This window comes from Collinsella aerofaciens, assembly GCF_015670795.1.
GTDB lineage: Bacteria > Actinomycetota > Coriobacteriia > Coriobacteriales > Coriobacteriaceae > Collinsella > Collinsella aerofaciens_Q.
The window spans coordinates 20,957-34,081 of the sequence record NZ_JADPCJ010000007.1 but is presented as its reverse complement, the minus strand read 5'-3'; the positions used below and the strand labels follow the sequence as shown (position 1 = coordinate 34,081).

Genomic DNA, 13,125 nt, shown 5'->3' with positions numbered 1-13,125 from the left:
TTAACCCATTTGCACGGCGAGCACGAGGAACACCACGAGTGCCGCGACGATGTAGCAGATATAGATGCTGTAGTTGCCGCCCTCGAGCTTAGTCGCGAGGTCGGCGAGCTTTTCGACACCCTTATGCGGAGCATCGACGAGAACCTTGTCGGGTACGGGCTCCACAGCCTCGGCCACATCGGTGAGCTTCTGGAAGAAGTGCGCGATGGACCAGCAGACGGCCGTGCAGCGGCCGCGCAGCGTGTAGAGCGGCTGCATAAACCAGGACACCTCGGAGGCAAAGGTCGTGGCCACGACGGGCATATGCTCGTTGGGAGCATAGCCGCATGCCCACGGCTGGGACTTCTGCACCTTGCCGACGGTCTTGAGCTTGCGATAACCGCAGGCAAGGCCGACGAGCACCACGAGCGCAATGGCGATCGCGGGCGTGGAGGTGGCAGCGCCGGAGTACTGGTTCATGAGCTCCATGCCCTCGGCGGCAAACACGCCACCGTACGGATGCAGCACGGACGCGGCGACATCGACCAGCACAGGCGCGATCACGGGAGCGCCAATGCCCAGCACGACGCAGATGGCCGCAAGCAGCCCCTGCGCAAACACCATGGGGGCGGGAACCTCCTTGGCATTGGCCGCGGCCTCGGAGCGGGGCGCGGAGGCGAAGGAAACGCCATAGGCCTTGACGAAGCACGTGACAGCCAGAGCGCCGGTAATGGCGAGCGCGACGGCGGCGAACACGGCCACGATCATAACGGCCTTGTCGCCCTGCATGGCGGCATTAAAGAGCGACTGGTAGGTAAACCACTCGGACACAAAGCCGTTGAAGGGCGGGATGGCCGAGATGGCAAGCGCGCCAATGAGGAAGCAGATGGCCGTTGCCGGCATACGACGGAACAGGCCGCCCATCTTCTCCATATTGCGCGTACCCGTGGAGTACAGCAGCGCACCGGCGCCCAAGAACAGCTCGCCCTTAAACATCGCGTGGTTAAACGTGTGGTAGAGGGCGGCCATCAGAGCTAGGACGGCGATGCCGACCGAGTTGAGCGCCATGGCGGCCATGGAGGCGCCGACGCCGAGCAGAATGATGCCGATGTTCTCGACGGAGTGATAGGCCAGCAGGCGCTTGATGTCATGCTCCTGCAGGGCGAAGGCCACGCCGAGGACCGACGAGATCGCACCGAAGACCATGACCATAAGGCCCCACCAGACCTGAACGCCCGAGGCGGAGAGCAGGTCGAGACCCACCTTGAGGATACCGAAGATACCGATCTTGATCATGCCGCCGGACATGAGGGCCGACACGTTGGACGGCGCCTCGGGATGTGCCTTGGGCAGCCAGCCGTGCAGCGGGATAATACCGGCCTTGGCGCCAAAGCCAAAGAAGGCGAGCACGAAGCACACGGATGCGACCGCAGGGCTAAACTGCGTGGCGCGGAAATCCGCAAAGGCAAACGAGCCGCCGGCGAAGTTGGTCATGGTGAGGAAGCTCGCCATGATGAGCACAAAGCCCACGTGCGCGATCACAAAGTAGAGCCAACCGCCATGGATGGAGTTCTCGTTCTCCTCGATCACGACCAGGAAGTACGAGGTCAGCGACATGAGCTCAAAGGCGACCAGGAACCAAAACACGTTGTCGGCGGTGATGACGAGCATCATGGACGCCACGAAGGTGTTAAAGAAGAAGCCGGCGCGGCCCTTTTTGCCCGGGTACTCATCAAAGTAGTTGAGACCGTAGATCGAACCGGCAAACGCGAGCACCGAGATGAGCGCCACGAACAGGCCGGACAGCTGATTGAGCAGCAGCTGGAAATGGGCAAACGGGAAGAACACGATGGTGTCGACCGACGTGACATCGCCCAGCACGGCCTGGATACCGGCCACAAATGAAAGCACCGCGGCGACGGCGCCGATTAGGCAGCCGGCGGTCTTGGCGGCGTTATCGGCCTTGATCAGCAGAACCGAGGCGAGCGCACCGATGCACGAGACGGCAAGCGATGCGATAAACAGCGTCATGCTATCCATTGTTTACGCTCCCTTCTGCTTTCTCGGACAGGCCCTGGGCCACAGCGGTAACGTCGACGACCGGACCGTTTTCGATCGAGCGCAGGCGCTTGGCCTCGTCGAGCTCGCGATCGGCCGCGCCGCCCATGACGGTCAGCGCCTTGGTGGGGCACGCCGCCACACAATGCGGGCCGTCCGGATCGAAGGCGCACAGGTCGCACTTGACAGCGCAGGTGTACTGGCCGGGAGCCCACGTAAGCAGGCTGCTCAGGGACTTAGGATACGAAGGCGTCGGGTCGCACATGCCTGCGACACCGGCGATAGACGTGCCATCGGGATGGATGGCTCCGAAGGGGCACGCGATGGCGCACAGCCTGCACCCGATGCACTCCTGCTCCTTAACGTGGATGCGGTCGCCATCGTGCTCGATGGCATTCACCGGGCAAACCTCGGCGCAGGGGGCACCCTCGCAATGGTGGCAGGCAAGGGCGGCCGAAATACCGCCGGTCTTCACGAGCGCCAGGCGCGGCGTATCCTGAAGACCCTGCATCCGGTGGGCGTCGGCACAGGCGGACTGGCATGTTCCGCAGCCGATGCACCTCTCCGGGTTGATGTCGATGAAGCGGTTCATCCCCACTTCCTTTCAAAATAACGGGCCGGGCTCCCGAACGTACGGGACGCCCGGCCCAAAAAGCCAACGAGAACGGGACTACACGATTTGGTTCACGTGCGTCTCGTCGTCGAACTTGGCGACGCCGGGCTCAACGTCCTGAGGAGCGGCGGCGTCCACCAGAGCCTGCTTGAGCTCGGTGTACTGACGCTCGACCTCGCCCTCGGCCCAGACCTGGTCGGCAATAGCGTCGACCTGGCAGGCGGAGAACTTGTCCTCGGGCGTATGCGAGACCGGGTCGACCTTGTGCATGGTCAGCTCGTTGCACTTGCCGATCCACCACTGGTAGGTCATATAGACCGTGCCCTTGTTGATACGGTCGCTCACGTCGGCGCGGCTGTATACCTGGCCGCGGCGGCTGTGAATCGAGACGATGTCGCCGTTCTTGATGCCGCGCGCCTGGGCGTCCGCGGGATTCATGCGGACAAAGCCGGGCTCGTCGGCAAGCAGCGCCAGCGTCTTGCAGTTGCCGGTCATCGAGCGGCAGCTGTAGTGGCCGACCTCGCGGACGGTGCACAGAATGAGCGGGTACTCATCGTCGGGAAGCTCGGAGGGCGCCTCCCAGTCGTGCGCCATCAGGTTGGCGCGACCGTCCTTGGTGGTGAACTTGCCACCAGCGAACATGTCGGGCGTACCGTGGTCGTTCACATCGGTGCTCTTGACCGGCCACTGGGCGTAACCGCCCTCGGGAGCCATCTTCTCGTAGGTTGCGCCCACAAAGTTGGGGCACAGGCTAATGCACTCGTTCCAGATCTGCTCGGTGTTGTCGTAGTGCATGGGATAGCCCATGCGCGTAGACAGGTCCGCGAAGATCTCCCAGTCGTGGCGGCACTCGCCCTTGGGCGGAACGGCCGCGTCAAAGTGCTGGAAGCTACGGTCGGATGCGGTAAAGACACCCTCGTGCTCGCCCCAAGAGGTGGCAGGCAGGATGACGTCGGCGAGCATGGTCGTCTGCGTCATAAAGATGTCCTGGCAAATGAACAGGTCCAGCTCGGAGAGCGTCTTGCGCATACCGGCTGAATCGGGCTCGGTCTGCACCGGGTCCTCGCCGTAGTTGTAGAAGCAGTGCACCTTGCCCTCGTCGACCAGGTGGCCCAGGTCGGTGAGCTTGTAGCCCTCCTCGAGCGGGAGCTTTTCCTCGGGCACACCCCAAGCCTTGGCAAACTTGGCGCGAGCGGCGGGGTCGGTGACTTTCTGGTAGCCAGGGTACAGGTTGGGCAGCATGCCCATATCGCAGGAGCCCTGGACGTTATTCTGACCGCGCACGGGCGCGAGGCCGGAGTTGGGTTTGCCGATCTGGCCGGCAACGCAGGCGATGGAGGCGATGGTGTGCACCGTCTTCAGGTTCTGCTTCTGCTGGCATACGCCCATGCCCCAGCCAATGATGGCAGAGGGCTTCGCCGTGGCGTACATCTCGGCAGCTTGGTGGATCAACGCGGGCTCGACACCCGTGATGTCCTGTACGGATTCGGGAGTGTAGTTCTTGATGGTCTCCCACCACTCGTCAAAGCCGTTCGTGTGCTCGGCGACGAATTCCTTGTCGTAGAGGCCATCGTTGACCAAGCAGTTTGCAAAGGCGTTGAGGAACGCAACGTTGCAACCGTTCTTGATCGGAAGGTAGAGATCGGCGATACGCGCGGTTTCGATATGGCGCGGGTCGGCGACGATGATCTTGCAACCCTTTTCTTTGGCTCGCACGATACGCCTTGCGACGATGGGGTGCGAATCGGCAGGGTTATAGCCGAAGAGGAAAATGCAGCCCGCGTCCTCCATACCGGGGATGGAGCATGACATGCAACCTGAACCAACCGTGTCCATCAGACCGAGGACAGTAGGGCCGTGTCAAGTACGGGCGCAGTTGTCCACGCTGTGGGTGCCGATGCACGCACGCGTAAACTTCTGCATGACGTAGTTCGCCTCATTGCCGCCGCCTCGCGAGGAGCCGGTGGTCATGACAGCGTTAGGACCATATTCGTCAATTATGGCCTGCATCTTAGATGCGGTGAAATCCAGTGCCTCGTCCCAGCTTACGCGCTCAAGATCCGCGCCCTTAGTGCGGCGGATCATCGGGTGCAGTACGCGAGGAGTCAAGATCTTGGTGTCGTTGATGAAGTCGTAGCCGCTCATGCCCTTAAGGCACAGCTCGCTCTGGTTGGTGATGCCGTTGAGCGGTTCGGTGCCCACGACCTGGCCGTTTTGGACCAGGAGGTTAAACTGGCAACCGGCGCCGCAGTACGGGCAGATCACTTTATGCTTCTCCATGACACCCTCCTTCCTTTTTCTGCTACCGATTACTCGGTACTAATTTGACAATCATTGGGCTTGTCGCCCCAACGCTTACGCCTCGTTTTCGATGGTGGCGCGGGCACGCTCGGCAGTCAGTTCTGCCAGGCGCTCCTCGTCTACCAGGGTAAGGCCCTTGGTCGGGCACGCCTCGGCACACGCTGGACCGCCGGGACGGTCCACGCACAGGTCGCACTTGAGCACGAAGCTCTTAGTCTGCGAACCCACGCGCACGTCGCCCATCAATACGGGGACCTGCGTGGTCGCCACGCTCACGGCGCCAAAGGGGCAGGCCATGACGCAGCTCTTGCAGCCGATGCAGTTGTCCTCGTTGACGCCGATACGATGGTTCTTTGGATCAAAGAACAAGGCGCCCGTGGGACAAGCCTTCGCGCACGGAGCGTCCTCGCAGTGGTGACATGCCACCGGCGCGGAGATCTCGTAGGTACGCGTTACGCGCAGGCGCGGCGCGGCGATGTTGCCGGGAATATCGTGTGCCTCGATACACGCCGCCATGCAGGTTTGGCACCCAATGCAGCGCGAGGAATCGGCTACGACTCGTTTATTGCCCATGTTGTTCACTCCCTCCTGAATCCCATGCCGGAGAGACCCTGCCGACGTTGCCCCGGACCGCCCGTGGTCCGGCATCGGCGTATCGAGTGCATGCGGCGAAACAGGCACTTCGATAGAATTCCTCCAACGATATACAGGTTAAATATACGCAGTTGCAGGTGGCAAACTTGAGCATACGCCCTGCAATACGGGTGTATTGCAGGGGTTTTGGCAGGTTGGAATTATTCTCTATAAGCTATAAAGGTGAGTGTATTACATGCGTACACCTCTGAGATTTTTACGCACTCTCATTTTGGATGTACTACGCTTGTATTCGTGTTAATGGTTATTTACTTGAGCGAAATAAAGTAATAGTTATAAGATGCTCAGGTATCGGCACGTGCCGCATTTGACCGACTATATTGCACGCTCATTAAGGGGGCCAGTGATGTCATCGACTCAAAAAAGAGCCATCCTGCAGGTGCGCATTCGCGAGGAAGACAAGCAGCATGCCGAGCATCTCTACGATGCCATGGGCACATCGCTCGCCGAGGCTGTCCGCTTATTTGTCGCGCAGAGCATTTTGATGCGCAAGCTTCCCTTTCAGCCGGTCGCCGTGCGCTCAAAGGACGGCACCGCCGCCTATGGATCGCTCAAAGCATATGGGGACCCCAATCGCCGCTCCGAGGAGCGCAATGCCTGGATTGAGTACCTTGCTACAGAAAGCGACGATTCGATTTTGGGTCCCGAGGAAGTAGATATCCATGAGTAGCACCATCATCGACGAGACCGTCATCCTGCGCTACCTGCTTGACGACGACGAAGTTCTGTCACCGCGCGCTGCCAAGGTCATCGCCACGCGCACCGCTCGCGTCTACCCCGAAATCATCACACGCATCGTGGTCACGCTGCGCGACGTCTATAAGGTTCCCCGCGTTGAGATTGCTGCGGCCTTGAAAAGGCTGCTCGATGACGTCATGGTCGACGAGCCCACCGTTGTCGCCCTTGCCGTCAAACTCTTTGGCAAGACCCATATGGACTTTACCGACTGCCTCCTCGCAGCCCGAACCGCCATCTACAACGATGATGTCGTGAGCTTTGGCAAGCCCATCATCCAAGGCATGATCGATTACCGCCGCAAGCGCCAAACCGCCGCCGACGCCCGCGACCGCGCCGCCGAATCCCGCAGCCGCAGCACCGACTCCACCATCGACAAACTCCGCCACCAATCCCGCCACTAACCGACAGGCAACGGCATCGCCCGCCACTCAGCCCCATCCCCTCTTAAGTTGCGGTGAAATAGTTCCTAGATTTAGGCTTATTCGAGCCTTTCAGGAACTATTCCACCGCAACTTTCTGTAAGGGTGGTTTTTAGTGCCGCCGAGGGGCACTAATCAACCGTTTGCCGATATGTTTGGCTACGACTCATGACTCTGACCTGCCCCGTCAAGCTTTTGGTCAGTTGATGGCAAGGTCAGGCGGGCCAAATATGGGATAGCGTAGTGTCATTCACTCCCCCTCGAGACCATGGGGTCGAAAATGAGTCATGATAAACGCTGTACCAAACCGCAATTAGAGCTGTTCTTCCGGTTATTCGAGGCCCATCATGGCGGGCACCTGTTTGTAGCTACCAAAAAATGGGATGAACGCTGTGCCTACGCGCTCATGCAAAAAGAGATGATTATTCGACTCTACAACCATGTCTACGCTGATCCCGCGTATTGGAATGACCTCGGCGTCGAAGATCGCATCTTTCAATTGGCATCCGCTATTGCAGTCGTTGAACCGGATGCCGTGTTTTGTGGAGCAACGGCGGCACTGCTCTATGGCATCGGTTCTGCATATTCGCTTCTCGACAAGGTGCAAGTGCTGCTACCGCGTTCCACCAGACGCGATATGTACGAATTCGTTGAATACCGACGCTGGCGGCCGGGCGACGTATGGCAGCTCGGCCCGTTTACGTTAACGGATCCATATCGCACGGTGGTCGACATCGCCCGAACGAGCGCTTTTCGATATGCACTAGGCTATGTCGACGGGTTGGCTCGTGAGTACGGTGTCGAGCGTAAAGAATTGCGTGCATATGCACAAGCGAACTGCCGCGGACTGCACGGCATCGCGCGCGCATTTGACGTTTTTGAACACATGGATGGCAGATCGGATAACGGTGGAGAATCCGAGGCACGGGCGGCAATGATTCTGGCGGGAGTTGCCGCTCCCGAACTTCAGGTTGAAATCACTCGACCGGGAAACGCCGGCTATTATTTGGCAGATTACGGCTGGCAGATGCCAGACGGCTCTTGGATGCTGGCTGAGCTGCATGGACTAGGCAAGTTTGAGGACGATGCCCAAAATGATCCGGAACATACTGCGGCAAAAACCTATCGAGCTGCCCTCATGCGCGACGCGAACCTGCGTGCCATGGGCCACAACGTCATTCATTTCAAGCTCTCAGACACCTACGATGTCAAAGCGTTCGGCTCCATGATGCGCGGCTACGGTATACCAACCACAAAACCCTACACAGACTCCTGACCGGCTGCCCTCATCTTCTCGGCAACAGAACCCATCATCGACCCAACCCGCTCGGCCTCAATAAGTTGCGGTGAAATAGTTCCTGGATAACAGCTTTTGCGGCTAATCCAGGAACTATTTCACCGCAACTTAGGAGGGGATGTGGGGTCCCCGGCATGTATATGAAAACGGCTCTGGCACCAAAAGGAGCCAGAGCCGTTAAAGATATCCTATGGAGCGGGCGACGGGAATCGAACCCGCGTCATCAGCTTGGAAGGCTGGGGTTCTACCATTGAACTACGCCCGCAAGATATGGTCGGGACGACAGGATTTGAACCTGCGACATCCTGCTCCCAAAGCAGGCGCGCTACCAAACTGCGCCACGTCCCGAAGGTGTTGAGCAGCTAAGGTCTAAACCTTGCGTGTCCCAAAGCGAAGGAAATTATAGGGGAGACTCCCCGCCTGTGCAAGCGCAGAAACCCTAGCTCCTCGAATGTGCGACAAAACGACTATGGAGCAGGCCGATCGCAAATGCCACCACGGCAACCGGCGCCCACGCGGCACCGATATCCGCCAACGGCAGCGCATCAAACGGCAGCCACGTGCCCCCAAAGAACGCATCGCGGACCGAGGTGATCACGCTCTGCACGGCAACCACACCGCCAACCCAGACCCACACCTGCGGATGAGCGTCGCAAAAGCCGTGTACCAAACCCATGAGAACCAGCACGATGGCGACGGGATACAAGGCGTTAAGCATGGGCACCGAGAACATAAGGATCACATCGAGGCCCACGTTGGAGAGCACGCACGAAAACGCCGCGAACACAAAGGCAAGGATCGCGAAGGGGCGGCGCATGGCCCCCTCGGAAGCCTCCGCTCCCCCTTCAACTACGTACGTCTCACAGAAATAGCGCGAGCAGCAGCTAATAAGACCGACGCACACGTTCATGCAGGCGAGGAAAAAGATCGCGAAGACCACGACCGTGCCAGCAAGCCCAAAATGCATGGAGGCCGAACGAGCGAGGATGGCAGCGCCGTTGGTGGCATCGGGCATAACCGTGCCGAGTTGCATTCCGGCAAGCGCCAGGCCGCAGTAGATGATGGCCATGAGCACGCCGGCGATCACACCCGAACGCGAGATCTCGAAGGCCACGCGCCTATCGTCGGTAACGCCCAACTCGTGGATGGTCTCGGCGATGATGATGCCGAAGGCGAGCGACGCGAGCAGGTCCATGGTCTGATAGCCAGTCAAAAAGCCCTGCACGGCGGCGCCTGCATCGTAGGGAGCCTGAGGCGCGGCAGCCGGTCCCAGTGGCGAGACCACGGCGGCACCCACGACCAACACGATGAGCGCAATGAGCGCGGGGCCCGAAATGCGGCCGAGCACGCGCGTGATGACACCCGGGCGCAGCGTGAGAGCAAACGCGACGACAAAGAAGCCAACGGCAAACACCAGACGAGCCGTGCCAAGCGAAACGCCCTCGGGCAGCAGCGGCACCAGCATCTCGAAGGCCGTGGAGCTCGTACGCGGAATGGCCAGGCACGGGCCGATGGCCAGATACACCGCCGCAACAAAGAACTCACCGAACTTGGGGTGCACGCGGCCGGCAAGCTCGCGCGCCGTTCCGGCAAGCGCCACGGCGATAAAGCCCATGACGGGCAGGCCGATGGCGGCGATGAGAAAGCCGAGCATGGCGACCGGCGTGGCTGAACCTGCTTGCAGCGCCAGCAGCGGCGGAATGATAAGGTTGCCGGCGCCAAAGAGCATCGAGAACAGGGCGATGCCGACGGTAACGACATGGTCGGAGCGCAGACCACGCGAGGCGGATGAGGCCATGGGTCCACCTTTCGGGTTGAAACAAAAAAATGGGACGGGCAAAAACACCCGTTCCGCAAGTATATACGCTCTAGCAGCTTTAGCAGGCTAAATCGCACAGAGCATCGATAGCCGTGTCGACTTCTTCGGTCGTGTTGAAATACCCAAATGAGAAGCGGACGACGCCCTGGCGCTCGGTCCCCAGCGCGCGGTGCATGAGCGGAGCGCAATGGGCGCCGGGGCGCGTCGCAATCCCCCACCCTTGCATGAGCGCATCCGAGATCTCGGCAGAGTCGATATCGCCAACGTTGAGCGACACGATCGCCGAGCGCGCGGGCTGGTCAAACACACCGTAAAGCGCAATGCCGGGTATTTCGCGAACGCTGGCGAGGAAACGCTCGGCAAGCGCACACTCGTGGGCAGCAATCGCCTCGACCCCACCCTGGGCCTCGATAAAGTCGAGACCAGCGGAAAGGCCCGCGATGCCGTGGCCGTTGAGCGTGCCCGCCTCAAGGCGCGTGGGCCACTCAAGCGGCTGCAGCTCATCGAAGCTGTGTACACCGGTGCCGCCCATGGCCCAGGGTGCCACATCGACGCCCTCCGCCACGGCCAGGCCGCCGGTGCCCTGGGGTCCCATGAGCCCCTTGTGGCCGGTAAAGCACACAACGTCGAGCCCCATGGCCTGCATATCGATATGCACCGTGCCGGCAGACTGCGAGGCATCGACGATCACAAGCGCGCCGGCCGCATGGGCCATGGCCGCCACGCGCGCAATGTCGACCGCGTTGCCGGTCACATTGGAGGCGTGCGTCACCACCACGGCACGCGTGCCCGGCGTGACCAGCCGCTCGAGCTCGTCGTAGTCGAGCACGCCGTTCGCGTCGCAGCCCGCATGCTCAACGGTCACGCCCTGCTCTGCCGCCAGGCGGTTGAGCGGACGCAGCACGGAGTTGTGCTCGAGCACCGTCGTGACCACACGGTCGCCGCGGCGCACCACCCCGTTGATGGCGGTGTTGAGCGCCGCCGTGGAGTTGGGCGTAAAACAAACATGGTCAGCACGCGGACAGCCCAGCAAGCGCGCAAGCTTGGCGCGGCAGCCGTGGATGGTACGCGCCGCATCGAGCGCACCCGACGCGGCGCCGCGCCCGGCATTGCCGAGCGAGCGCATCGCCTGCGTCACGGCATCGATGACCGCCTGCGGCTTGTGCATGGTCGTCGCCGCGTTATCCAAGTAGATCATCGCACGACCTCCCACATATCGATCACGGTATAGCCCTCGGTGGGAACGCCCGCCGCGGCAAGCTCGCCGCGCAGCAGCTCCTCATCGGCAGGCGACGCCTTCCACGCCAGGCCGCAGCCGGCAGCGACCTCCCCGGGCACGGGAATCGTTCGCCCGGGAAGACCATGCTCAGCGCACAGGGACTCGCAACCCATGGCGGCCGCCGTGGTGGGAAACGTGATGACAAGCGCCGGGCGCTTCTCCCTCATGGCAACTCCAACCAATACGCTACGGGCGCACAACGCGCACGGCCTGCTCCATCTTCTCCACGATCACGTACATGTTGGTGACCTCGCCTACTGCAAGCTGGTCCCTAATGCCATAGTGGTCGAGGCAGGTGCCACAGGTAAGGATCTCGACGCCCTGCTCGGCCAGACCCTTCAGGTCGTCGAGTACCGGTGAGCCCTCGACGGTGAGCTTGGCGCCGCCGTTGTAGAAAAGCATGGTCGCGGGCAGCTCCTCCTGCTGCGTCACGGCAAAGATGAAGGCCTTCATGAGCTTGTGGCCTAGCTCGTCGTCGCCACGGCCCATGCAATCTGTGTAGACGGAAATGACGAGCTTACCCTTGCCAGCGCTGGCGTCGCAGAAGGCAGCGCCATCCTGCTCGGGATCGGCCGCGGCAACGGCGCCAGAGGTCGCCACGGTCACGTGCCACTCGGCGTCAGAAACCTTCTCGACCGAGGCCGTGCAGCCCTTCTCCTGCGCCATCTTGGAGATGTTCTTGACGGCGGTCTCGTTGTCGACCGAGGTCACCACGGCACCCTCGCCGTCAAGCTGCTTGAGTGCCTTAAGCGTCTTGACGACGGGCAGCGGGCAGGCATCGCCCATGGCATTGACTTCAATTTTGGTAGACATAGTTTTTCCTTTCGAATAAATCGTTTTAGAACGGTACAGAGTTCAATAAACGTGTCGTTAACGGACAACGCGAACGGTAGGACCGCCTGGCACCTGCTCGCACACGCGACCGACGACGGCGGCGATGCGCCCCTCGGCATGTAGACGGCGCGCAAGCTCATCCACAGCGGCAGCAGGCGCCGCGATGAGCAAACCACCCGAGGTCTGCGGATCGTACAGCGCATCCAACATGCCCGGCTCCAGGTCATCGTCGGCCGCCACGCGCGGGCCAAAGAAATCCTGGTTGCGGTAGGAGCCCGCGGGGATAATGCCCAGACGCGCCATGTCGAGCACCTGGTCAAAGAGCGGCACCGCCCCCGACGCGAGCTCGATTTGCACGCCCGAGCCCTCGGCCATCTCGCATGCATGCCCGATCAGGCCAAAGCCCGTAATGTCGGTACAGCCGTGAAGCTCGAGTCCCTCGGCCAGACGAATCGGTGCCTCGTTGAGGGTGCGCATCGAGTCGAACATGACTGCGGCCTCGTCCTGCTCGATGAGCTCGCCCTTAATGGCCGTGGTGATGATGCCCGAGCCGATCGCCTTGGTCAGCAGCAGGACATCGCCCACGCGTGCGCCGCCGTTGGCGAGCATGTGGTCGAGTGGCACAAAGCCGCTCACAGACAGGCCGTACTTGGGCTCGTCGTCGTTGATGGTGTGGCCGCCCGCGATGGTGCAGCCAGCCTCGACGCATTTGTCGGCGCCACCCGCCAAAATCTGCCCGGCAACCTCAACGCCCAGGCAATTGGGAATGCACAGCAGGTTCATAGCATGGCTCGGTCGTCCACCCATGGCGTATATGTCCGACAGCGAGTTTGCCGCCGCGATCTGGCCAAACAGATAGGGATCGTCGGCCATCGGCGGGAAGAAGTCGATGGACTGCACGAGGCCCAAGTTATCGCCAACGCGAAAAACGCTCGCATCGTCGGAGGTATCGAACCCCACGAGTAGGTTGTCGTTATGCACATTGGGTAAGTCGCCCAGGACCTGGGCGAGGGCTCCAGGAGCCAACTTAGCGGCTCAACCGCTCGCGGCAGTCATAGACGTGAGCTTAATCTGATCGTCAGCCATCGATACCTCCTCTCATTGGTCAATCAGTTCCTCCCAGTATACGCATGA

12 protein-coding genes, 2 tRNA genes and 1 pseudogene are annotated in these 13,125 nt (G+C 61.0%); 3 read left to right on the top strand and 12 right to left on the bottom strand.

The features are described from left to right. The 5 genes and pseudogenes from hyfB to I4W09_RS03635 all read right to left on the bottom strand — a co-directional run bounded on the left by hyfB (position 1) and on the right by I4W09_RS03635 (position 5,524). Positions 1 to 2,019 (bottom strand): hydrogenase 4 subunit B, encoded by a 2,019-nt coding sequence (hyfB, locus tag I4W09_RS03650; RefSeq protein WP_196031930.1) that lies wholly within the window; start codon positions 2,017 to 2,019, stop codon positions 1 to 3. Beyond that, a complete protein-coding gene (locus I4W09_RS03645; RefSeq protein WP_022095203.1) occupies positions 2,012 to 2,629 on the bottom strand; it encodes a 4Fe-4S dicluster domain-containing protein in 618 nt (205 codons plus the stop codon). Before I4W09_RS03645 ends, hyfB begins: the two co-directional genes overlap by 8 nt. Before the next feature lie 78 nt (positions 2,630 to 2,707). Beyond that, on the bottom strand, positions 2,708 to 4,795 hold the full coding sequence (gene fdhF / locus I4W09_RS10515) for a formate dehydrogenase subunit alpha (protein WP_465038298.1): 2,088 nt from the start codon (positions 4,793 to 4,795) through the stop codon (positions 2,708 to 2,710). Continuing rightward, a pseudogene (locus tag I4W09_RS10720) lies at positions 4,781 to 4,930 on the bottom strand (hypothetical protein); the annotation flags it as partial. The pseudogene I4W09_RS10720 and the gene fdhF, both read right to left, overlap by 15 nt. A gap of 75 nt (positions 4,931 to 5,005) precedes the next feature. After that, complete coding sequence (locus tag I4W09_RS03635) at positions 5,006 to 5,524, bottom strand: 4Fe-4S dicluster domain-containing protein (RefSeq protein ID WP_022095206.1); 519 nt, start codon at positions 5,522 to 5,524, stop codon at positions 5,006 to 5,008. Positions 5,525 to 5,951: 427 nt separating this feature from the next. Here I4W09_RS03635 and I4W09_RS03630 point away from each other — a divergent pair, with 427 nt between their 5' ends. From I4W09_RS03630 to I4W09_RS03620, 3 genes are all read left to right on the top strand, one after another. Then, the gene (locus I4W09_RS03630; RefSeq protein WP_158554596.1) at positions 5,952 to 6,275 is read left to right on the top strand and encodes a type II toxin-antitoxin system RelB/DinJ family antitoxin; all 324 of its coding nucleotides are present in this window, start codon (positions 5,952 to 5,954) and stop codon (positions 6,273 to 6,275) included. Continuing rightward, positions 6,268 to 6,744 carry a type II toxin-antitoxin system VapC family toxin gene (locus tag I4W09_RS03625; RefSeq protein WP_196031924.1) on the top strand — a complete coding sequence of 159 codons (477 nt, stop codon included), beginning with the start codon at positions 6,268 to 6,270 and terminating at the stop codon, positions 6,742 to 6,744. Before I4W09_RS03630 ends, I4W09_RS03625 begins: the two co-directional genes overlap by 8 nt. A 298-nt stretch (positions 6,745 to 7,042) precedes the next feature. Then, the gene (locus I4W09_RS03620) at positions 7,043 to 8,038 is read left to right on the top strand and encodes a hypothetical protein (protein WP_196031921.1); all 996 of its coding nucleotides are present in this window, start codon (positions 7,043 to 7,045) and stop codon (positions 8,036 to 8,038) included. A 212-nt stretch (positions 8,039 to 8,250) separates the two neighbouring features. Here the strand turns inward: I4W09_RS03620 and I4W09_RS03615 are convergent. From I4W09_RS03615 to selD, 7 genes are all read right to left on the bottom strand, one after another. Next, positions 8,251 to 8,324 (bottom strand) — tRNA-Gly (locus I4W09_RS03615). A gap of 6 nt (positions 8,325 to 8,330) precedes the next feature. Further along, positions 8,331 to 8,407 (bottom strand) — tRNA-Pro (locus I4W09_RS03610). Between the two features lie 91 nt (positions 8,408 to 8,498). Continuing rightward, positions 8,499 to 9,857: a branched-chain amino acid transport system II carrier protein gene (gene brnQ, locus I4W09_RS03605; RefSeq protein ID WP_196031919.1), complete on the bottom strand. Its 1,359-nt coding sequence runs from the start codon at positions 9,855 to 9,857 to the stop codon at positions 8,499 to 8,501. A gap of 79 nt (positions 9,858 to 9,936) precedes the next feature. After that, complete coding sequence (locus I4W09_RS03600; protein WP_196031916.1) at positions 9,937 to 11,076, bottom strand: aminotransferase class V-fold PLP-dependent enzyme; 1,140 nt, start codon at positions 11,074 to 11,076, stop codon at positions 9,937 to 9,939. Then, the gene (locus I4W09_RS03595) at positions 11,073 to 11,324 is read right to left on the bottom strand and encodes a putative Se/S carrier protein (RefSeq protein WP_196031913.1); all 252 of its coding nucleotides are present in this window, start codon (positions 11,322 to 11,324) and stop codon (positions 11,073 to 11,075) included. Before I4W09_RS03595 ends, I4W09_RS03600 begins: the two co-directional genes overlap by 4 nt. Positions 11,325 to 11,343: 19 nt before the next feature. Continuing rightward, the gene (gene yedF, locus I4W09_RS03590; protein WP_196031911.1) at positions 11,344 to 11,970 is read right to left on the bottom strand and encodes a sulfurtransferase-like selenium metabolism protein YedF; all 627 of its coding nucleotides are present in this window, start codon (positions 11,968 to 11,970) and stop codon (positions 11,344 to 11,346) included. Between the two features lie 57 nt (positions 11,971 to 12,027). Continuing rightward, complete coding sequence (selD, locus tag I4W09_RS03585) at positions 12,028 to 13,077, bottom strand: selenide, water dikinase SelD (protein ID WP_196031909.1); 1,050 nt, start codon at positions 13,075 to 13,077, stop codon at positions 12,028 to 12,030. Between the last annotated feature and the right edge of the window lie 48 nt (positions 13,078 to 13,125).

What these genes read in the sequence shown, in the direction of transcription:
- hyfB (WP_196031930.1), bottom strand. Translation starts at nt 2,019, where the DNA reads ATGGATAGCATGACGCTGTTTATCGCATCGCTTGCCGTCTCGTGCATC.
- I4W09_RS03645 (WP_022095203.1), bottom strand. Translation starts at nt 2,629, where the DNA reads ATGAACCGCTTCATCGACATCAACCCGGAGAGGTGCATCGGCTGCGGA.
- I4W09_RS03635 (WP_022095206.1), bottom strand. Translation starts at nt 5,524, where the DNA reads ATGGGCAATAAACGAGTCGTAGCCGATTCCTCGCGCTGCATTGGGTGC.
- I4W09_RS03630 (WP_158554596.1), top strand. Translation starts at nt 5,952, where the DNA reads ATGTCATCGACTCAAAAAAGAGCCATCCTGCAGGTGCGCATTCGCGAG.
- I4W09_RS03625 (WP_196031924.1), top strand. Translation starts at nt 6,268, where the DNA reads ATGAGTAGCACCATCATCGACGAGACCGTCATCCTGCGCTACCTGCTT.
- I4W09_RS03620 (WP_196031921.1), top strand. Translation starts at nt 7,043, where the DNA reads ATGAGTCATGATAAACGCTGTACCAAACCGCAATTAGAGCTGTTCTTC.
- brnQ (WP_196031919.1), bottom strand. Translation starts at nt 9,857, where the DNA reads ATGGCCTCATCCGCCTCGCGTGGTCTGCGCTCCGACCATGTCGTTACC.
- I4W09_RS03600 (WP_196031916.1), bottom strand. Translation starts at nt 11,076, where the DNA reads ATGATCTACTTGGATAACGCGGCGACGACCATGCACAAGCCGCAGGCG.
- I4W09_RS03595 (WP_196031913.1), bottom strand. Translation starts at nt 11,324, where the DNA reads ATGAGGGAGAAGCGCCCGGCGCTTGTCATCACGTTTCCCACCACGGCG.
- yedF (WP_196031911.1), bottom strand. Translation starts at nt 11,970, where the DNA reads ATGTCTACCAAAATTGAAGTCAATGCCATGGGCGATGCCTGCCCGCTG.